15 protein-coding genes, 7 tRNA genes, 2 rRNA genes and 1 pseudogene are annotated in these 20327 nt (G+C 44.0%); 21 read left to right on the top strand and 4 right to left on the bottom strand.

Annotated elements, in window-relative coordinates:
- The 20 genes from B1A75_RS17470 to B1A75_RS17375 all read left to right on the top strand — a co-directional run.
- Nucleotides 1-380 (top strand): 23S ribosomal RNA (locus B1A75_RS17470); the annotation flags it as partial.
- A 237-nt stretch (nt 381-617) separates the two neighbouring features.
- A 5S ribosomal RNA gene (rrf, locus tag B1A75_RS17465) occupies nt 618-734 on the top strand.
- Nucleotides 735-892: 158 nt separating this feature from the next.
- Nucleotides 893-967, top strand: a tRNA-Asn gene (locus tag B1A75_RS17460).
- Nucleotides 968-974: 7 nt separating this feature from the next.
- Nucleotides 975-1050: transfer RNA gene (locus B1A75_RS17455), tRNA-Thr, on the top strand.
- 10 nt (nt 1051-1060) lie between these two features.
- A tRNA-Glu gene (locus B1A75_RS17450) sits at nt 1061-1132 on the top strand.
- Between the two features lie 114 nt (nt 1133-1246).
- Nucleotides 1247-1321 (top strand) — tRNA-Gln (locus B1A75_RS17445).
- 302 nt (nt 1322-1623) lie between these two features.
- Nucleotides 1624-1699, top strand: a tRNA-Lys gene (locus B1A75_RS17440).
- A 4-nt stretch (nt 1700-1703) separates the two neighbouring features.
- Nucleotides 1704-1775, top strand: a tRNA-Gly gene (locus B1A75_RS17435).
- 5 nt (nt 1776-1780) lie between these two features.
- Nucleotides 1781-1853, top strand: a tRNA-Ala gene (locus B1A75_RS17430).
- A gap of 148 nt (nt 1854-2001) precedes the next feature.
- Nucleotides 2002-2901 carry an arginase gene (gene rocF, locus B1A75_RS17425; RefSeq protein ID WP_013143994.1) on the top strand — a complete coding sequence of 300 codons (900 nt, stop codon included), beginning with the start codon at nt 2002-2004 and terminating at the stop codon, nt 2899-2901.
- Nucleotides 2902-3101: 200 nt separating this feature from the next.
- Entirely contained in the window at nt 3102-3665 is a 564-nt protein-coding gene (gene sigW / locus B1A75_RS17420) for an RNA polymerase sigma factor SigW (RefSeq protein ID WP_074044761.1), read from the top strand.
- Nucleotides 3666-3679: 14 nt separating this feature from the next.
- A complete protein-coding gene (rsiW, locus tag B1A75_RS17415) occupies nt 3680-4291 on the top strand; it encodes an anti-sigma-W factor RsiW (RefSeq protein WP_079936602.1) in 612 nt (203 codons plus the stop codon).
- A gap of 72 nt (nt 4292-4363) precedes the next feature.
- A complete protein-coding gene (gene cdaA, locus B1A75_RS17410; RefSeq protein ID WP_074044759.1) occupies nt 4364-5185 on the top strand; it encodes a diadenylate cyclase CdaA in 822 nt (273 codons plus the stop codon).
- Nucleotides 5178-6416: a CdaR family protein gene (locus B1A75_RS17405; protein ID WP_079936601.1), complete on the top strand. Its 1239-nt coding sequence runs from the start codon at nt 5178-5180 to the stop codon at nt 6414-6416. Before cdaA ends, B1A75_RS17405 begins: the two co-directional genes overlap by 8 nt.
- Nucleotides 6417-6443: 27 nt before the next feature.
- Nucleotides 6444-7793 carry a phosphoglucosamine mutase gene (gene glmM / locus B1A75_RS17400; protein WP_079936600.1) on the top strand — a complete coding sequence of 450 codons (1350 nt, stop codon included), beginning with the start codon at nt 6444-6446 and terminating at the stop codon, nt 7791-7793.
- Nucleotides 7794-8343: 550 nt separating this feature from the next.
- Nucleotides 8344-10146 carry a glutamine--fructose-6-phosphate transaminase (isomerizing) gene (gene glmS / locus B1A75_RS17395; protein WP_079936599.1) on the top strand — a complete coding sequence of 601 codons (1803 nt, stop codon included), beginning with the start codon at nt 8344-8346 and terminating at the stop codon, nt 10144-10146.
- Nucleotides 10147-10432: 286 nt separating this feature from the next.
- Nucleotides 10433-12406 carry a type I restriction-modification system subunit M gene (locus B1A75_RS17390; RefSeq protein WP_079936598.1) on the top strand — a complete coding sequence of 658 codons (1974 nt, stop codon included), beginning with the start codon at nt 10433-10435 and terminating at the stop codon, nt 12404-12406.
- On the top strand, nt 12403-13758 hold the full coding sequence (locus B1A75_RS17385; RefSeq protein WP_079936597.1) for a restriction endonuclease subunit S: 1356 nt from the start codon (nt 12403-12405) through the stop codon (nt 13756-13758). The genes B1A75_RS17390 and B1A75_RS17385 overlap by 4 nt, the downstream gene beginning before the upstream one ends.
- A gap of 2 nt (nt 13759-13760) precedes the next feature.
- A complete protein-coding gene (locus tag B1A75_RS17380) occupies nt 13761-14498 on the top strand; it encodes a type I restriction endonuclease (protein ID WP_079936596.1) in 738 nt (245 codons plus the stop codon).
- Between the two features lie 87 nt (nt 14499-14585).
- A complete protein-coding gene (locus tag B1A75_RS17375; RefSeq protein WP_050368115.1) occupies nt 14586-16034 on the top strand; it encodes an IS66-like element ISBst12 family transposase in 1449 nt (482 codons plus the stop codon).
- Nucleotides 16035-16103: 69 nt separating this feature from the next.
- On the opposite strand, the gene B1A75_RS17370 is transcribed toward B1A75_RS17375, so the two are convergent.
- Complete coding sequence (locus B1A75_RS17370; protein ID WP_079936595.1) at nt 16104-16583, bottom strand: TnsA endonuclease N-terminal domain-containing protein; 480 nt, start codon at nt 16581-16583, stop codon at nt 16104-16106.
- A 97-nt stretch (nt 16584-16680) separates the two neighbouring features.
- On the opposite strand from B1A75_RS17370, the gene B1A75_RS17365 reads away from it, so the two are divergent.
- Nucleotides 16681-16902 (top strand): helix-turn-helix domain-containing protein, encoded by a 222-nt coding sequence (locus B1A75_RS17365; protein WP_079936594.1) that lies wholly within the window; start codon nt 16681-16683, stop codon nt 16900-16902.
- A gap of 250 nt (nt 16903-17152) precedes the next feature.
- On the opposite strand, the gene B1A75_RS17360 is transcribed toward B1A75_RS17365, so the two are convergent.
- The 3 genes and pseudogenes from B1A75_RS17360 to B1A75_RS17350 all read right to left on the bottom strand — a co-directional run.
- Nucleotides 17153-17635 carry a hypothetical protein gene (locus B1A75_RS17360; RefSeq protein WP_079936593.1) on the bottom strand — a complete coding sequence of 161 codons (483 nt, stop codon included), beginning with the start codon at nt 17633-17635 and terminating at the stop codon, nt 17153-17155.
- 119 nt (nt 17636-17754) lie between these two features.
- Nucleotides 17755-20127 carry a type I restriction endonuclease subunit R gene (locus B1A75_RS17355; RefSeq protein ID WP_079936592.1) on the bottom strand — a complete coding sequence of 791 codons (2373 nt, stop codon included), beginning with the start codon at nt 20125-20127 and terminating at the stop codon, nt 17755-17757.
- Nucleotides 20128-20137: 10 nt separating this feature from the next.
- Nucleotides 20138-20327 (bottom strand): annotated as a pseudogene (locus B1A75_RS17350) (IS66 family transposase); the annotation flags it as partial.

The following is a 20327-nucleotide window of genomic DNA, read 5'->3' as shown; positions in this document are numbered from 1 at the left end:
CTGGGGCTGTAGTCGGTCCCAAGGGTTGGGCTGTTCGCCCATTAAAGCGGTACGCKAGCTGGGTTCAGAACGTCGTGAGACAGTTCGGTCCCTATCCGTCGCGGGCGCAGGMAATTTGAGAGGAGCTGTCCTTAGTACGAGAGGACCGGGATGGACGCACCGCTGGTGTACCAGTTGTCCCGCCAGGGGCACCGCTGGGTAGCTATGTGCGGACGGGATAAGCGCTGAAAGCATCTAAGCGTGAAGCCCCCCTCAAGATGAGATTTCCCACCGCGTGAAGCGGGTAAGATCCCTCGAAGATGACGAGGTCGATAGGTCCGAGGTGGAAGCGTGGCGACACGTGGAGCTGACGGATACTAATCGATCGAGGGCTTAACCAAGAAAAGCGCAGGCGAGCGGGTCGCCGCGACGGGCAAATGTTCTTCGCCTGCAGGGATTTACAATCCCGAAGGCGAAGGTTATTTGACCCCGAGCGGCGGCGAGCCGGAGCTGGACAATGCGAAAAGCGCAGGCGAGCGGCTTCTTCCAACGGTTATCTAGTTTTGAGGGAATGAACATCCTGTTGACAAATCCAACAGGATGGATATAATAATTACTGTCCAAGATGATAACCATTGCCTAGTGGCTATGGCGGAGGGGAAACACCCGTTCCCATCCCGAACACGGAAGTTAAGCCCTCCAGCGCCGATGGTAGTTGGGGCCAGCGCCCCTGCAAGAGTAGGTCGCTGCTAGGCAATGTTTCATTATTCCGCAATAGCTCAGCGACGAGCATTAGCATCATCGAATTCACTACGAGTTGCCTCGACGCATCTCGCTTCCTTGAATTAGCTGGCAGAGGAAGAGGCAGCGAGCACATTGGGAAGATGTGCATGACATATAGTTTATTCATCATTCCGCAATAGCTCAGCGGTAGAGCAACCGGCTGTTAACCGGTAGGTCGTAGGTTCGAATCCTACTTGCGGAGCCATTTTTGCGCTTCCATAGCTCAGTAGGTAGAGCACTTCCATGGTAAGGAAGAGGTCACCGGTTCGAGCCCGGTTGGAAGCTCCATTTATTTTCCGGCCCGTTGGTCAAGTGGTTAAGACACCGCCCTTTCACGGCGGTAACACGGGTTCGAATCCCGTACGGGTCACTCCATTTCGGCCAGTCGTCCTTTCAAGGATGATTGGCCGAAATGAAAAGTGTATACTTCCCTGATTGCTGAGATATAATAGCAATTGAATACAGCGTTTCTTTCTCATCGCGTTGGGCTATAGCCAAGCGGTAAGGCAACGGACTTTGACTCCGTGATGCGCTGGTTCGAATCCAGCTAGCCCAGCCATTATTTTTTTGTACATAAACATGGTCATGAGCCATTAGCTTAGTGACGAGCGTTACATCGTCGAATAGGCATCGAGTTGCCCCGACGCATCTGCTTCCTTGAACAGGCTGGCAGAGGAAGGGGCAGGTAGAGCTAAGATCATACTTAGAGTGTTATCCTAACTATGAGCCATTAGCTCAGTAACGAGCGTTACATCTTCGAGTTCGCTGCGAGTTGCCTCGACGCACTTGGCATCTTTGAATCGGCTGGGAGAGGAAGAGGCAGGTAGAGCTAGGTAGTACCTAGAGTGTTATCCTAACTATGAGCCATTAGCTCAGTAGGTAGAGCATCTGACTTTTAATCAGAGGGTCGGAGGTTCGAGTCCTCCATGGCTCACCATAGCGCGGAAGTAGTTCAGTGGTAGAACACCACCTTGCCAAGGTGGGGGTCGCGGGTTCGAGTCCCGTCTTCCGCTTGGGCGGGGCCTTAGCTCAGCTGGGAGAGCGCCTGCTTTGCACGCAGGAGGTCATCGGTTCGATCCCGATAGGCTCCATCAAGAGCAGACTGCTTGACAACCAAAAGCAGCCTGCTCTTTTTTGTTATATCGGTATAAATATTCAAAATTTTGTCAAGTTGAGTCATCCCCTTTCTTTCCTCTACAATAAAGACGTAACAGGAACCGGAAAGGAGTGGGAGACAGCATGAAGCCAATTTCAATTATCGGGGTTCCGATGGATTTAGGGCAGACACGCCGCGGCGTTGATATGGGGCCGAGCGCAATGCGTTATGCAGGCGTCATCGAACGTCTGGAACGTCTTCATTACGATATTGAAGATTTGGGAGATATTCCGATTGGGAAAGCAGAGCGGTTGCACGAGCAAGGAGATTCACGGTTGCGCAATTTGAAAGCGGTTGCGGAGGCGAATGAGAAACTCGCGGCGGCGGTTGACCAAGTCGTTCAGCGGGGGCGCTTCCCACTTGTGCTGGGCGGCGACCATAGCATCGCCATTGGCACGCTCGCCGGGGTGGCGAAACATTATGAGCGGCTTGGAGTGATCTGGTATGACGCGCACGGCGACGTCAACACCGAGGAAACGTCGCCGTCTGGAAACATTCATGGCATGCCGCTGGCGGCGAGCCTCGGGTTTGGCCATCCGGCGCTGACGCAAATCGGCGGATACAGCCCCAAAATCAAGCCGGAACATGTCGTGTTGATCGGCGTCCGTTCCCTTGATGAAGGGGAGAAGAAGTTTATTCGCGAAAAAGGAATCAAAATTTACACGATGCATGAGGTTGATCGGCTCGGAATGACAAGGGTGATGGAAGAAACGATCGCCTATTTAAAAGAACGAACGGATGGCGTTCATTTGTCGCTTGACTTGGATGGCCTTGACCCAAGCGACGCACCGGGAGTCGGAACGCCTGTCATTGGAGGATTGACATACCGCGAAAGCCATTTGGCGATGGAGATGCTGGCCGAAGCACAAATCATCACTTCAGCGGAATTTGTCGAAGTGAACCCGATCTTGGATGAGCGGAACAAAACAGCATCAGTTGCTGTAGCGCTGATGGGGTCGTTGTTTGGTGAAAAACTCATTTAATGCATGTGGGCAAAGAGGGTTGGTTGCGGGATTCACGGATATGATGATGATTTGTTCCCGCTGTTTGTGAAAGAGGGGCTGCCATTTGTTTGGCGTCCCCTCTTTTTCAGTTGTATGATACAATAAATATGTTGCATGAAACTTTTCTTGATCGAGCGCCGTAATATACGGTAAGCCGTGAGGCGGGGGTATTGTATTTTATGGATCTATTTATTAAAAAGAGAATTAAGGCGATCCAAAAAGGGGATCAAAACGCATACGCGGATCTTGTCGATTTGTATAAGGACAAGATTTACCGTCTTTGCTATCGAATGCTCGGCAATCGGCATGAGGCGGAAGATGCGGCGCAGGAGGCGTTCATCCGCGCCTACATCCATATTGATACGTACAATCCAGAAATGAAGTTTTCCACTTGGCTGTACCGAATCGCGACGAACTTGACGATCGATAAATTGCGGAAACGGAAGCCGGACGTGTATTTAGATGAAGAGGTCGGAGGCACGGACGGGTTGACGATGCAGGCTCAGCTTCCTTCCCGCGAAGCATCCCCGGAGGAGGCAGTGGAAAGCCTGGAGCTGCAAGAGACGGTGCAGCGGGCGATTGAGCGGTTGCCAGAAAAATATCGAAGCGTGATCGTGTTGAAATATATGGAAGATTTGTCGTTGCAAGAAATCAGCGAGATTTTAGGGTTGCCGGTCGGCACGGTGAAAACGCGGCTGCATCGCGGCCGCGAAGCGTTGCGCAGGCAATTGGGTCATTTATAAGAGGGTGGGAGACTATGGAATGTCCGAAAGAAATCGTGTTACTCATGCACAGCTATTTTGATGGGGATCTTCAGCCAGAAGGAGAGCAGCGGCTGAAGGAACATTTGCGTTCGTGCGCTGCGTGCGCTGCCCGTTTTCACGAGCTGAAAAAGACGGTTGCTTTCCTCCAATATGCCGCCCACGTTGCGGCGCCGCCGTCGTTTGCGGCCAAGGTCATGGAGGCGATGCCGAAAGAGAGAAAGACCGCGCGGCTGCGCCGTTTTATGCATCGTCACCCGCTGCTTACGGCTGCCTCGTTGTTTTTAGCGCTCACTTTAAGCAGCTTAGCTTCTTCATGGGGGGAAAGAGGCGCGTTTTCCGTCTCAGCTGATGAACATGTCATCATCCGCGATCATACTGTCATCGTGCCGAAAGGAGAAACGGTCAAAGGGGATATTGTCGTCCGCAATGGCTCGATTCGGATTGAAGGAACGGTTGATGGGGACGTGACTGTGATTCATGGAAAGAAATATATGGCGTCCGCCGGGCAAGTGACAGGGGAAGTGGAGGAAATTAATCAAGTGTTCGAATGGATTTGGTATAATATTAAAGAAAAGTTCAATCGTGCGCTCCAATCGATTGAATGATGGCAGCCATCGTTCGATGGCTTTTTCCGTGACCATCAGCAGATTGGAATTAGAGATAAAGGAAGTGTGAAGATGTCCTTCGAAGAGCTCCCCATCGTGTCATATTTATTAAAAGTGGTTGATATCCTTGTCGTTTGGTATGTGATTTACAAGTTGATCATGATGATTCGCGGGACGAAGGCCATTCAGCTGTTAAAAGGCATTTTTTTAATTATTTTGGTTCGTTTCGTGAGCAATTACCTCGGATTGACGACGTTGCAATGGCTGATGGATCAGGCGATCATTTGGGGATTTCTCGCGATCATCATCATTTTTCAACCAGAATTGCGGCGCGCCCTTGAGCAGATCGGCCGCGGGCGGCTGTTCACCCGCAACACGGTCAATGAAGATGAAGAGCGGATGCGAATGGTGGAAGCCATTGTAAAAGCGACCGAGTATATGGCGAAGCGACGCATCGGCGCGCTCATTTCGATCGAGCGGGAAACCGGGATGAACGATTATGTCGAAACCGGCATTATGTTAAACGCCCATGTATCGCCGGAACTGCTCATTAATATTTTCATTCCGAACACACCGCTCCATGATGGGGCGGTCATTATTCAAAAAAACCAAATCGCTGCGGCGGCCTGTTATTTACCGTTATCAGAAAGTCCGTTTATTTCGAAAGAGCTCGGAACACGCCATCGGGCGGCGCTCGGCATCAGCGAAGTGACCGACAGCGTCACCGTCGTCGTGTCGGAAGAGACGGGAGCAGTATCGTTGACGAAAAACGGCGAGCTGTACCGCGATTTAACGATCGATGAGTTTCGGGAGCTGTTGACCGGCGAACTTGCTCCAGCGACGAAGGCGCCTGCTTCTTCCCGTTGGCAGTGGAGGGGGAAGAAACATGGATAAGTTGATGGACCATCCTTGGTTTATTCGCGTTGTCTCCTTATTGCTGGCGATTATGCTGTATATGTCGGCCAATGTCGGGGCGAAAACCGGTGAGACGCGCAACACGTTTGGCCAGGAAGATACGGAAACGTTGATCGATATTCCGGTGGTCGCTTACTATGATGAAGACAACTTGGTCGTATCTGGCGTCCCGAAATACGTGAACGTTACGCTCCAAGGACCCGCCAGCATTGTCAAGCCGACGGCTCTGCAGCGGAATTTCGAGGTGTATGTCGATTTAACGGAATTGCCGTTAGGGACATACACGGTGCCGATCAAATACAGGGACATCTCCGACAAGTTGAAAGTGACGATTCAGCCTTCCTCGGCCAAAGTGACGATTCGTGAAAAAGTGTCGAAACGGTTTCCGGTCGGTGTTGAATTTTTCAATCGAAACAAAATGCCGGATGGCTATTCCGTTGGAGAACCGACTGTGAAACCAGATGCCGTGACGATTACCGGGGCGAAGGAACTAATCGACGAGATTGCGTTTGTCAAAGCCATCGTCGACTTAGATGGGGCGACGGAAACGCTGACGAGAGAGGCGCGCGTTCGGGTGTACGATCGACGGGGAAATGAGTTGGATATTGAGCCAGAGCCATCGTCGGTGGAAGTAACCGTGCCGGTGAAAAGCCCGAGCAAGACGGTGCCGGTTCAAGTGCAGACAACCGGAGAGCTGCCGGATGGTGTGCATCTTGTCAGCATCACGCCGGAGCCGGATCGAGTGACGATTTATGGACCGAAGGAAGTGTTGAACCATATTGACAAGCTGGAAGGATTGACAGTTGATTTGGACGACATTACCGATGATGCGACGGTAGAACTTGATGTTCCGCTCCCTGATGGGGCAAAAAACGTCGATCCAGACAAAATCAAGGTGCATATTGATGTGGAAAAAGACGTCACGCAAACGTGGAAAGACGTGCCGATCGCCGTCGTCGGCTTGCCGGATTCATACAAAGCTGAATTTGTCAAACCGCTTGAAGGCAAAATTACGGTCCGCCTTGTCGGTCCGCCTGATATCGTCCGCGGGTTGACAAAAGACGATATTCGTTTGTATGTCGATGTCCGTGGGCTTGACACCGGCGAACATCAAGTTCCCATTCAATGGAACCACCCTGAACAAGTCCAATGGCAGCCGTCGGCGGAAACGGCGATGGTCCATATTATCGATAAAGCAACTGCACAATAAACTGCATAGTAAGGAGAGAGTGAATGAATGGGCAAATATTTTGGCACTGATGGTGTACGAGGAGTCGCGAATCGTGAACTGACGCCAGAGTTGGCGTTTCAAATCGGCCGCTGCGGCGGATACGTGCTGACCAAAAGCGCTGAGCGCCCGAAAGTATTGATCGGGCGCGACACCCGCATTTCCGGCCATATGCTTGAAGGCGCCCTTGTCGCGGGGCTTTTGTCGATCGGGGCTGAAGTGATGCGCCTTGGCGTCATTTCCACGCCAGGTGTCGCCTATTTGACGAAGGCGCTTGGAGCGCAGGCCGGCATCATGATTTCTGCTTCTCACAACCCGGTGCAAGATAACGGCATTAAATTTTTCGGCCCGGACGGGTTCAAGCTGTCGGATGAGCAGGAAGCGGAAATTGAGGCGCTGATCGACAGCGCGGAGGATATGCTGCCGCGGCCGATCGGGGCTGGACTTGGGCAAGTAAACGACTATTTTGAAGGCGGGCAAAAATACTTGCAGTATTTAAAACAAACGATCGATGAAGAAGATTTTTCCGGGATGAAAATCGCCCTCGACTGCGCGCACGGGGCGACGTCATCGCTTGCGACGTACTTATTTGCCGATTTGGATGCGGATGTCGTGACGATGGGGGCGTCGCCCAATGGGCTCAACATTAACGAAGGAGTCGGTTCCACCCATCCGGAAGCGCTAGCCGCATTTGTCAAAGAAAAAGGAGCCGATGTCGGGCTCGCCTTTGACGGCGATGGCGACCGCCTCATCGCCGTGGATGAACGCGGCAACATTGTTGACGGCGATCAAATTATGTACATTTGCGCCAAATATTTAAAAGAAACCGGCCGCCTCAAGCACCAAACTGTCGTCTCGACGGTCATGAGCAACCTTGGGTTTTACAAGGCGCTTGAGGCGCAGGGAATCAAAAGTGTACAAACGGCCGTTGGCGACCGCTATGTCGTCGAGGAAATGAAGAAGAACGGCTATAATCTCGGCGGCGAGCAGTCCGGACATATCATCTTCCTCGACTACAACACGACGGGGGACGGAATGTTGACGGCGCTCCAGCTTGTCAACATCATGAAAATCAAAGGCAAGCCGCTTTCCGAATTGGCGGGGGAAATGAAAAAATACCCGCAGCTGCTTGTGAACGTCCGGGTAAAAGATAAAGAAAAAGCGATGGAAAATGAGCAAGTCAAGAAAGTGATCGCGGAAGTGGAAGCAGAGATGAACGGCAATGGCCGCGTCCTCGTTCGTCCGTCAGGGACGGAACCCCTCGTGCGCATTATGGCGGAGGCCCAAACCGAGGAAGCGTGCCGCGCCTACGTTGAGCGGATCGCGGATGTCGTCCGCCGTGAAATGGGAGCGGAATAATCGATTGTTTGGACAACCACCCTATGCATAGACGGAACGTTCGCTTCCGTTTATGCATAGGTTATTTTATATAAAGGGATGGATAGATGATAGTTGACGCCGCTGGGAATGTCCTGTAATATTAACGTTGTTGCCTTTTTCTTGAAAGGAGGCGATGGAAGGGCGAAGAGCGGAACATGGTGAAGTGATGGCTTGCCGCAACCGTAGGCATGGCCAACAAAGCAAAAAGGTGGTTGGTTGTTGCATCGGTTTTGACGAGACAAAAGCGCCTGGACTAAGCGTTGGACGGAAGAACGCTTAGTTGACGAGGAGGAGGTTTATCGAGGTTTTCGGCGGATGCCTCCCGGCTGGAGCGATGACAGCCGCAAGTCCTCTCTTAAAACAAAGGGGTGACCCTTTGCACAAAGGGGGGGATGTCATCGCGCGAAACGAAGAAGGGAGTCTGCCGCCCGTGGATCGGCGAGACCCCGAACATGTTCTTTGACAACTGAACAGGAAAGACGGTTCTCGTTAGCGGCAGCCTCCAAGATGAAAAGGAGGAACATTTGCCATGTGCGGCATTGTTGGCTATATCGGTTATCAAGATGTGAAGGAAATTTTATTGCGCGGATTGGAAAAACTCGAGTATCGCGGCTACGATTCGGCGGGGATCGCCGTATTGAACGAAAGCGGCGTGCATGTGTTTAAGGAAAAAGGACGGATCGCTGATTTGCGCCGCATCGTCGACCCGAACGTCAACGCAACGGTCGGCATTGGCCATACACGCTGGGCGACACACGGGGCGCCAAGCCGAGTGAACGCCCACCCGCATCAAAGCGCCTCAGGCCGTTTTACGCTCGTGCATAACGGTGTCATTGAAAACTATGAAATGGTCAAGCGCGATTATTTAGCCGATGTTGCGTTTCAAAGCGATACGGATACGGAAGTGATCGTCCAGCTCGTGGAAAAATTCGTCCGTGACGGGCTGACAACGGAAGAAGCGTTCCGAAAAACGCTCTCGCAGTTAAAAGGATCGTACGCCATCGCCATGATCGATGCACAAGACGAAAACACCATCTATGCAGCGAAAAACAAAAGCCCGCTTCTCGTCGGATTGGGTGATGGGTTTAACGTCGTGGCGAGCGATGCGATGGCGATGCTTCAAGTGACGAATCAATTCGTCGAACTGATGGATGGGGAACTAGTCATCGTCACGAGCGAGAACGTCACGATTCAAACGCTAAACGGTGAAACAGTCGAACGGAAGCCATTTACGGCTGAGCTCGATGCGAGCGACATTGAAAAAGGGACGTATCCGCATTACATGCTGAAAGAAATTGATGAGCAGCCGTTCGTCATCCGCCGCATCATTCAAAAATACCAAGATGACAACGGTGAATTGGCCATTGACAAAGCGATCATCAATGAGGTGCTGAACGCCGACCGCCTGTACATTGTCGCGTGCGGAACGAGCTACCACGCAGGTCTTGTCGGCAAGCAATTGATCGAGTCGTGGGCGAAAATTCCAGTCGAAGTGCATATTGCCAGCGAATTTTCGTACAACATGCCGCTGTTGTCGGAAAAGCCGCTCTTCATCTTTATCTCGCAAAGCGGCGAAACGGCCGACAGCCGCGCCGTGCTCGTGCAAACGAACAAACTCGGCTATAAAGCGATCACGATCACGAACGTCCCAGGTTCGACGCTGTCGCGGGAAGCCGATTATACTCTCCTGTTGCACGCCGGCCCGGAAATCGCCGTTGCCTCGACAAAGGCATATACGGCGCAAATTGCTGTGCTTGCGATTTTGGCCGCCGCGGCGGCGAAAGCGAAAGGCTTTGAGCTGGACTTTGACTTGACGAAAGAGCTCGCCATCGTCGCCAATGTGATGGAAATGCTGTGTGATGCGAAAGAGGAAATGGAGAAAATCGCAAGCGACTACTTGACGTTGACGCGCAACTGCTTCTTTATCGGCCGTGCCGTTGACTACTATGTCTGCCTAGAAGGCGCGCTGAAACTGAAGGAGATCTCTTACATCCAAGCGGAAGGGTTCGCCGGCGGCGAGCTGAAACACGGCACGATCGCCTTGATTGAGGACGGCACGCCGGTCATCGCCCTCGCCACCCAAGAGCACGTCAACTTAAGCATTCGCGGCAACGTAAAAGAAGTCGTCGCCCGCGGCGCGAACCCGTGCGTCATCTCGATGCGCGGCCTGGAAGGCGACGGCGACCGCTTCATCATCCCGGCTGTCCATCCGGATCTTACGCCGCTTGTGTCCGTCGTGCCGTTGCAGCTGATCGCATACTATGCCGCCTTGCACCGCGGCTGCGACGTCGACAAACCGCGCAACTTGGCGAAGAGCGTGACGGTGGAGTGAGCGGTTCGTTGGTCGGAAAGACTGTGTCCGCGGAAAATAAAGTTGGTAACTAGAAAATAAAGATGGTAACTGAAAAATAAAGTTGGTAACTGGAAAATAAAGATGGTAACCAAGATAAAAGTGTTGGCAATGCTTTATTGCCAACACTTTTATTGTTTTTTAAAATAAATCGGTTAAATTCATATGGAAACTCACAATGAAGGGTTCTATACTAAAAATGAAAAAGGAAAGGATTTTACAACAGAGAATTTTGTTGAAAGGATTATGATGGTATAAAAGGAGTGGGATTATGAATTTTTCTGATAAAGTAAGTTTAATTTGGAATACTGCCGAATTATTACGTGGTGATTATAAACAATCCGATTATGGTAAAGTCATTTTACCGCTTACGGTCATCCGTCGATTAGATTGTGTTCTTGAACCTACAAAGGATGCAGTATTAGAAAAATATAAAACGATGCAAGAACCTTTAACCTTGTTTAATCAAAGAATTTTATACCGTGTAGCCAATGCGCCGTTTTATAATGTTAGCCCTTTTACATTGAAGAGCCTAAAGAATTATCCTAATTTGTTAGCAGATAACTTTCGTACATATTTGAACGGATTTTCCGAAAACGTCCGGGAAATTCTCCGGCATTTTGATTTTGACGTGCATATTCAGAGATTAAGCGAATCAAATTTGTTGTATTTAGTATTAGATGAATTCTTAAAAATTAATCTTCATCCGGATGTCGTAAGCAACATTGAAATGGGGTACATATTTGAGGAGCTTATCCGTCGTTTCTCTGAACAATCCAACGAAACTGCCGGAGAACATTTTACTCCACGAGAAGTAATCAAATTAATGGTAAATATCTTGTTTGATGCCGATAAAGAAGCGTTAACCGGAGAAAAAGTTGTTCGTAAAATTTATGATCCAGCTTGTGGAACAGGAGGAATGCTTGCAGTAGCTCATGAGTATCTACGAAAGTTAAATCCTACGATGAATATCGAAGTTTTCGGACAGGAATTAAATCCTGAATCCTATGCAATTTGTAAAGCAGATATGCTTATCAAAGGGTTAAATGCGTCTAATATAAAATTTGGAAATAGCTTTACTCAAGATGGGTTACAGAATGAACAATTCCATTATTTCCTTTCTAATCCGCCATTTGGAGTTGATTGGAAAAAAGTTCAAAAAGAAATTGAAAAAGAACATAAAGAGCTGGGTTACTCAGGAAGATTTGGGGCAGGTCTTCCTCGCGTAAGTGATGGATCATTATTATTCTTACAACATATGATTTCTAAAATGAAACCAGGAGAAAGTCGTATTGCTATTGTTTTAAACGGAAGTCCGTTGTTCACTGGTGGAGCTGGTTCAGGGGAAAGCGAAATACGGAGATGGATTATTGAAAACGACTGGCTTGAAGCGATTATTGCTCTTCCGACAGATCTTTTTTATAACACCGGTATTGCAACCTATGTATGGATTTTAAGCAACCATAAAAGTCCAGAAAGACAAGGGAAGATCCAACTTATTAATGCGGTAGATTTTTATCAAAAAATGCGTAAAAACTTAGGAAATAAAAGAAATGAGCTTAGTGAAGAGCATATTCAAAAAATTGTAGAGCTATACAGCTTCTTCGAAGAAAATGAATACAGCAAAATCTTTGATAATGAAGACTTTGGCTATCGACGTATTACCATTGAACGACCATTACGATTGAATTTTCAAACGAGCAAAGAGCGAATAGAAAGACTTTATGAGCAAAAATCATTTACAAAACTAACAAAAGAAGAACAAGGGGCAATTATGAATGCAATCAGAGATATTGATGATTCAAAACTTTTCCGAAATCGAGATGAATTTGAAAAAGAATTGAAAAACGTAATGAAAAAAGCAGGGTTATCCGTAAAAGCACCGGTGATGAAAGCCATTTTAACGGCGTTATCCGAAAAAGACGAAAATGCAGATATTTGCTTTGATAAAGACGGAAATCCGGAACCAGATCCAGAACTTCGTGATTATGAAAACGTACCATTAAAACAAGATATTTATGAGTATTTTGAGCAGGAAGTAAAACCTTATGTTCCGGATGCCTGGATTAATGAAACGATAACCGATGATAAAGATGGATTCGTTGGAAAAGTTGGCTATGAGATTTCGTTTACTCGTCATTTTTACAAATTTGAAAAACTTCGTCCATCCTCCGAAATTGCCAAAGAAATTCAAGAGCTTGAAGCAAGTATTGCGGAGAAGATTCGGGGGTTGTTGGTATGAAGGATTTAAAACAGATAGAACAATACACTTCTTATCCGAAATATAAAGATTCAGGAATTGAGTGGTTAGGTAAAGTACCTGAACATTGGAAAATAGGAAGGTTAAAAAATAGTATTAAATCAGTAAGCAACGGTGTATGGGGAAATGAACCTCAATTTGATGAAAATGACATAGTTTGTCTGAGAGTAGCGGATTTCAATAGAGATGATTTGACCATAAATGTTAAAAATTTGACAGTTCGTAATGTGAAACCTAATGATAAAAATAAAAGGTTAATTGAATTTGGAGATCTTTTACTAGAAAAGTCTGGTGGTGGGGATTTGCAACCAGTTGGGTTTGTGGTTAGATTTACACATAACTTTCCTGCGATTTGTTCAAATTTTATTGCAAGAATTCAGACGAATGAATTATCCGATTCAAATTATTTTAAATACGTTCATAATACTCTTTATAATTTAAGAATTAATAAAAGAAGTATAAAACAAACGACAGGCATTCAAAATTTAGATCAAGAACTATATTTTAACGAAGTTGTTCCGTTCCCACCACTAAAAGAACAAAAAGAAATTGCCGATTTCCTAGATCATAAAACTTCCCAAATTGATTCTATTATCAAAGATAAAGAACGGCTCATCGAATGTCTCAAGGAATATCGCCAATCCATCATCACTGAAGCGGTGACAAAAGGATTATCGCCAGAAACAACTAAGATGAAGGATTCAGGGATTGAATGGCTTGGAGAAGTACCTGAGCATTGGGAAATCAAAAAAATAAAATATTTATTTAAGCAGATTGATGAGAGAAATAATTCGGAAGACGCTGAATTATTATCTCTTTATACTGATATAGGTGTCAAACCAAGAAAAGAACTAGAACAGAAGGGAAATAAAGCACAAACCGTTATTGATTACAAAATTGTTAAGAAGAATGACATTGTTGTTAATAAATTATTAGCATGGATGGGGGCAATTTCAATTTCAGATTACGAAGGGGTTTGTAGCCCAGATTATGATGTTTACAGAAAAATAGATGAAGAAATTGAACCAAGATTTTATCACTATTATTTTAGATCTCATTATTTCAAAGGTGATTGCTATAGGTTTGGAAAAGGAATTATGATGATGAGATGGCGAATATATCCAGAACAATTTAAATCAATTTTTGTAGTAAAACCACCTTATGATGAACAAGTACAAATTGTAAACTATGTTGAAAGAATATATACAGAATATGAAAATTTAATTGAAGCAATAAATAATCAAATAAAGAAGTTGCATGAATTTCGAGAATCTTTAATTTATGAAGCCGTTACCGGAAAAATCGATGTTCGTGGATTTCGAAAGGGGGAATAAACATGACCGTCGATCATCGTGAAGTGGCTTTTGAATCAGCGATAGAACATGTATTACTTCAGCAGGGTTATCTGAAAGGTAATCCTGCTGAATTTAATCCTTATTTAGGGCTATTTCCAACCAGATTAATCAATTTTATTAAAGATACACAGCCAAAGGCTTGGGAAGCACTTGAAACGATTTATGGAGCAAATATTGAAAATAGTTTTCTTACATCCCTTACAAGAGCAATTAAAACGCACCCAAAAGGGTTAATTGGTTTGCTACGTGATAGTGCTAAGGGTAAATATAAAGACCGCGGTATTCCAATAAGATTATTCTTTTTAAAACCAGACAATGATTTAAATCCAGATGCAGTAGCTAATTATCATAAAAATCGATTAACGATTACACGACAAGTGAAATACAGCACAAAAAGTAATGAATCCATTGATGTGGTAATTGATTTGAATGGATTTCCAATTATCACAATGGAATTAAAAAATCATTTAACTGGTCAATCCTATGAAGATGCTATTGAACAATACAAAGACCGAGATCCAAACGAGCCGATCTTTTTGTTTAATCAGCGCTCTCTCGTTCATTTTGCAGTCGACCCAGATGAAGTTCATATGACAACAGAATTAAAAAAAGAAAAGACGTACTTTTTACCATTCAATAAAGGATATGAATACGGTAAAGGAAATCCGCCACACCCATCTGGATATAAAACTTCGTATCTTTGGGAAGAAATTTTGTAACTATTCAGCCACATCATAAAGTGAGCTGAATATTTTTTGCTTTTCCTGTCCATGATGTGAATATTGATAGACAAGGAGGTGAATCGCATGTTGACGGTACAACAAGCTGTATTTACAGTTGAGAGCTTAATCGGCAAAGTTCAACAACAAAAACAGCTCATTCATCAACTCATTCAAGAAAATGAACATTTGCGTCACGAAAACAAACAACTACGCAAAGAAAATGAACAACTGAAGTACCGTGTTCAAGAGCTGGAAGCACGCACGAAAAAAAACAGCTCCAATAGCCATTTGCCCCCATCTTCTGACCGTTTTGAGAAAAAGCGTTCCTCCCGCGAGCCGTCTGGCAAAAAGCCTGGTGGGCAAGAGGGACATGAGGGGAAGACGCTCCGTCAAGTGGAACATCCACATCATCGTGTCGTCCACCGTGTGCATACGTGTCAAGGATGTGGAGCTTCTTTGCGTGACGTCAAACCGTTCAAAGTCGATATCCGTCAAGTGTTTGATGTCCCTCGTGTGGCGATCGAGGTGACACAACATGAACGTGAAGTGAAATCGTGTCCACATTGTCGATGCGTGCAACAAGCCGAATTCCCATCCCATGTCACGAATCATGTGCAATACGGTCCACGGCTCACGGCGCTCGTTGTTTATTTACATCATATCCAATTGATCCCGTACAAGCGTTTAAGTGATACAATCGAAGCGTTATATCAACACTCGATTAGTACAGGAACCCTTGCCAATATGGTGAAACGAGGACGCGAAGCGCTGGAATCAAATATGGACATCATCGAAGACGCCTTACTTGAATCCAACATCCTGCATGTCGATGAAACGAGTTTGCGCATCAATGGGAAACTCGCATGGGTGCATGTCGCGTGTACATCGAGATATACATACTTGGCTCCTCACGCTTCTCGTGGAAAAAAAGCGACCGATGATATCGGGATTCTTCCCCGATATGAAGGGACGATGATGCACGATGCGTTCGGTACGTATCCGAAATACACACATGCCACCCATGCCCTTTGTCATGCCCACCATTTGCGTGAGTTAAAAGGATTCATCGAACAGGGGCATACGTGGGCGATGCGCATGACCACGTTTCTGTTAGCCGCCAAGCAAGCCGTCGAAGCCCATCACGGTGCACTTTCCGAAGAAGAAGCGAGACGGTGGGAACGAGTGTATGATCGCATCCTAGAAAGAGCACAACACCGATTAGAAACGATGACGCCTCTTCCGAAAAAAGCACTTGCTTTTGTTCGACGSCTTCAAAAACGAAAGGAAGAAGCGCTGCGTTTCTTACGTGAAGTACATGTTCCCTTTGAYAACAACCAAGCCGAACGCGATCTTCGCATGGTCAAAGTCAAAGAGAACATTTCGGGTACGTTTCGCGAAGAAACATTCGCGCAGTCGTTTTGCATCGCAAGAAGCATCGTTTCCACACTGACGAAACACGAAAAAAACGTGTGGGATTCGTTATGTCTTCTGTTGGCAGGCGAAACGATCGATCGAGTTCTTTCCGCTACCTAGGGCATTTTCTATGACCGAAATGCCCTATTTGTGCTGGGCTTTTTTATACACTAGCACTGGGGTGAATAGTTACCCTTGCTCTTCCCAATAAGTTTTTTCTATCATGATTTTTTCAATGACACGGTTGGAAGCAAGTTCAGTCGATGGTTTAATAGAACGAGCCAGAAGTTTTGGTTGGTCATTATGATAAACATCAATTAAAAAGTCGGTTGTCATTACCGCTCTTTCTTGTGTTTTTGGTACCGCTGGATGTTTAATCCCTAGTTTATCTGCAATTTCTATTGTTGCTTCAAGCGGTAATGGGTATTGTTCTCTTATATCTGTCACTGCCGATGCCCATTCCAATACGTAAAAAAATGAAAGCTCTAATTTGGACAAAAAATGATGAATTCTCCCTGTTTTCCATCCTGCAATTCTTGTTGATAATCCTTCCGAAGGAACATCGCGTACAGTTAGCCAAGGTTTGTAATCTTGTTTTGCCCCTTGTCCGCGACCTTCTTTTATTAATTTTGAATATTGATTTTCGTTGGTTGATTTATATCTAGACATTTTGTATCAACTCCTGTTAAGATATTATTATCAAGTTTTCAGAATTTATTCACCGATTGGTGAATTTTTGCCAAAAAACCCTTAGGAGGGATTTTTTATGTCTTTTGGAAGCAATGTTCGGTATTTTCGTATTAAACGGGGGCTCACATTAAAAGATCTTTCCGAACAATTGAATGTTTCCATTAATTATCTAAGCAAGCTTGAACAAGATAAGGCTAAAATTAGACCGGATTTTTTGCCTTTACTATGTTCTGCTTTGAAAATTGAAATTAATGACCTCTACAAAGATCACGAACAAAATGTGTTCAAAGGAAACTAGCATCATTCGCTGCTCATTGTAAACCAAACATAAAACCGATTCATTACCTAAAATTTTCAAGATGGTTTTCCAATCCAAATATTTTTTTAATCAAAAATTTAATAAAAATCCCTATAAAATTTGGGTGAAAAAATGTTTTTCGGGAATTCCAATTCATGTAAATATTTTTTTAGGTGTTTTCAAAACCACCTTTTTTCATCGTTAACAAACAAAAAACGGGTTTTGAAAAACCCGTTAATTTTTCCCAATCCTATATATCGTTTTTTATATTTAAGAACCGATTAAAATCATGCAGCTTCATTTGAAATTTTTTCTTTTCTGTGTCAGCGCAATATGTAATGGATAAATAAATCAATCGTTTGACCTCTTCCAGTATATCTGGATCCTTAAAATGTTGCGCTATGTTTTTCGGAAGCGGTTTTTTTTCGACCGAAAGAATCAGAAGTTCTCTCCAGTTGCTTGGCTCTTTTATTTCTTTCCCTTTCAAAACTTCAATTGCACCGTTTAAAGACATTTCATCAATCGCATGTAAATAAGCCTCAAAATATTCCGCTTTAGGTTGCGTACCTTCTAAAAATTCTGCAACTCTTCTTTTTACTTCACTTTGTTTTATATTTTTTTTACGATATTTAGTTTGTAATATTTTGGTTAATTTCTCGATGAATGAATTATATTTTTTCTTATCGTTTTTGTACAAATCTCTTATATAACTTCTAACCCGTTCGATATACATTTTTAATTTTCCTCTTTGTTTTTTTATTTCGTTTTTATTTTTTATTAACAAAAAAAAGTATTAAATAAACATTTTGTTTTAAAAAGTTATAAAAAAAGCTTGGTAAAAATACCAAGCCATCATTTCTTTGAATTCTTAATCATATTATAAACAATTTTACCCACTACTTCGCTGATCATCTTACAACCTTCATCGCTGGAAGCAATAAACTCCATTAATTTATCTAATTGTTTGTTCTCATGGTCTAATTCTCTCTTTTGTTCCATGAAGGAGTCAATGATTCCGTCGATAAATTGATTTTGGAATGGATATCGGAAATCATTATAGGAGTTGTTTAATACCTGTTCTTTCATTCCAGGCATATTAGCAAATGATTCAGCTACCTGATACAACTGCTCACTTACAACTTCATCATCTAAGTCCAATCCATATAATTCGTTTATTTGGTTTACGATCTCAGATAAAAGCGTATACTCCGGTTTTCTTGTTTTTCCACCAGCAACTTTTCCGCCCGTTAATGGTTCGCTTGCACCTTTCTCCAATTCAATCGCGCCTTCGGCAACCTTTTGAATACGGTAATATTCTAGATCAACAAGATCATTTGAAAAATTATTATTGTTTTTCTTTTTACCTGCATTTATTTTTTGGTAAAGAAACCTAATAAAAGTAAAATAACGTTTCATTTCTTCATCATATTCAATGAGTTGAGAAAGAAAAAGATATTGTGAAATAAACTTTTTCATCATGGATTTTGCATCATCTTTTTGATCTTCAGTAAGATAGTTAAGCCGTTTTTCAGGAAGTGCTAATATCTTATATAACTTTGCATGGTCACTAGATGTTTGTTTTGCTTTTGGTTGAAAGAAAACTTTACAAAATTCATCAATCTCATTTTCCTCATAAATTCGTAAGTCATCCAGCAATCTCTTATATTCATAAACAATATTCGGATCTGTAGGTTCATCAATTTCCGTTTTTTCATAATAAGGCTGGAATGCTTTGCGGATTGTTTCGCGGTCATTAACAAAATCAAGCACAAATGTATCGTGTTTTTCAGGATGTGTACGATTTAATCGCGATAGCGTTTGTACCGCTTTGACGCCTGATAATTTTTTATCAACGTACATTGTATGAAGAAGTGGTTGATCAAAACCTGTTTGGTATTTGTCCGCCACAATCATGATTTTATAATCATCTTCTTCAAATTTAGATTTCGTTTGGGATTCAGGGAACCCGTTCATTTCTGATTCCGTTTTTGTTTCGCCTAATTCTTCATCATGTACTTTTCCTGAAAAAGCAACTAATACATATAAATCTTTATAATTCTTTTTCTTTAGATACTCTTGGAATGCATCCATGTATCGTTTCGCATGAAGACGTGAGCTTGTGACAACCATCGCTTTTGCTTTACCGCCAATTTTATGGCGAGTAAAGTTTCGAAAATGTTCAATGATTATTTCTGCCTTTTGAGATAAGTTAGTCGGATGTAATGATACAAAACGAGCAATTCCCTTCATGGTCGTTTTCTTTTCTACTTCTGGATCATCATTGATTGCTTTGCATATTTTAAAATATGTTTCGTATGTAACGTAATTTTTCAACACATCTAAAATAAAACCTTCTTCAATAGCTTGGCGCATGGAATACAGATGGAATGGTTCAGGTTTTCCTTCTTCATTTATTTGCCCAAACATCTCTAATGTTTTTTTCTTTGGTGTCGCTGTAAATGCGAATAAGCTTAAGTTTTGTTTTCTTTTATAAGCCGATAAAATGCTAGCAATCTGATCATCAATATCCGGCTCATCGCTTTCTTCAAGAGCATCTGCTTCGGCTGCTTGGTTTAAATTTTTGTAGGATAGAATATCCTTCATTTTTCTGGCAGTTATCCCTGTTTGAGAACTATGAGCTTCATCCATAATGATGGCGTATGTTGCATTTTCAGGCATTGATTGAATTTTCTCAATCACAAAAGGAAATTTCTGAAGGGTTGTTACAATAATTTTAGATCCATTATTTAAAGCTTCAGCTAACTGATTAGAATCTTTATCGATATAAGCAACAAAGCCTGGAGTAGAGTCAAATTGACGAATAGTTTCTTGAATTTGTGTATCAAGGACAACTCGGTCAGTAATCACAATAACTGTATTAAAAATAACATTACCTTTTGCGTCTGCTAGTGATGCTAGTCGATAGGAAAGCCATGCGATCGTGTTGCTCTTTCCGCTTCCTGCAGAATGTTGAATTAAATAGCGTTTTCCTGGACCATTTGCTAATACATCATCTACAATTTTCCTTACAGCATCCAATTGATGAAAACGAGGGAAAATTAATTGTTTTTTATCTTTTTTCTTATTCTTTTTGTCTTTTTCAATTTTTAGCTCGATAAAGTTTTGTAAAACATCAAATAAGCTATCTTTTTGTAAAATTTCGTAACTATTCACCCCAGTGCTAGTGTATAAAAAAGCCCAGCACAAATAGGGCATTTCGGTCATAGAAAATGCCCTAGGTAGCGGAAAGAACTCGATCGATCGTTTCGCCTGCCAACAGAAGACATAACGAATCCCACACGTTTTTTTCGTGTTTCGTCAGTGTGGAAACGATGCTTCTTGCGATGCAAAACGACTGCGCGAATGTTTCTTCGCGAAACGTACCCGAAATGTTCTCTTTGACTTTGACCATGCGAAGATCGCTC

It is taken from the genome of Geobacillus sp. LEMMY01, assembly GCF_002042905.1.
Classification (GTDB): Bacteria; Bacillota; Bacilli; order Bacillales; family Anoxybacillaceae; genus Geobacillus; species Geobacillus proteiniphilus.
This window is presented reverse-complemented; position numbering and strand designations above follow the sequence as displayed.

Excerpts from the sequence above, each read along its gene's own strand:
- rocF (WP_013143994.1), top strand. The coding sequence starts at position 2,002 with ATGAAGCCAATTTCAATTATCGGGGTTCCGATGGATTTAGGGCAGACA.
- sigW (WP_074044761.1), top strand. The coding sequence starts at position 3,102 with ATGGATCTATTTATTAAAAAGAGAATTAAGGCGATCCAAAAAGGGGAT.
- rsiW (WP_079936602.1), top strand. The coding sequence starts at position 3,680 with ATGGAATGTCCGAAAGAAATCGTGTTACTCATGCACAGCTATTTTGAT.
- cdaA (WP_074044759.1), top strand. The coding sequence starts at position 4,364 with ATGTCCTTCGAAGAGCTCCCCATCGTGTCATATTTATTAAAAGTGGTT.
- B1A75_RS17405 (WP_079936601.1), top strand. The coding sequence starts at position 5,178 with ATGGATAAGTTGATGGACCATCCTTGGTTTATTCGCGTTGTCTCCTTA.
- glmM (WP_079936600.1), top strand. The coding sequence starts at position 6,444 with ATGGGCAAATATTTTGGCACTGATGGTGTACGAGGAGTCGCGAATCGT.
- glmS (WP_079936599.1), top strand. The coding sequence starts at position 8,344 with ATGTGCGGCATTGTTGGCTATATCGGTTATCAAGATGTGAAGGAAATT.
- B1A75_RS17385 (WP_079936597.1), top strand. The coding sequence starts at position 12,403 with ATGAAGGATTTAAAACAGATAGAACAATACACTTCTTATCCGAAATAT.
- B1A75_RS17380 (WP_079936596.1), top strand. The coding sequence starts at position 13,761 with ATGACCGTCGATCATCGTGAAGTGGCTTTTGAATCAGCGATAGAACAT.
- B1A75_RS17370 (WP_079936595.1), bottom strand. The coding sequence starts at position 16,583 with ATGTCTAGATATAAATCAACCAACGAAAATCAATATTCAAAATTAATA.
- B1A75_RS17365 (WP_079936594.1), top strand. The coding sequence starts at position 16,681 with ATGTCTTTTGGAAGCAATGTTCGGTATTTTCGTATTAAACGGGGGCTC.
- B1A75_RS17360 (WP_079936593.1), bottom strand. The coding sequence starts at position 17,635 with ATGTATATCGAACGGGTTAGAAGTTATATAAGAGATTTGTACAAAAAC.
- B1A75_RS17355 (WP_079936592.1), bottom strand. The coding sequence starts at position 20,127 with ATGACCGAAATGCCCTATTTGTGCTGGGCTTTTTTATACACTAGCACT.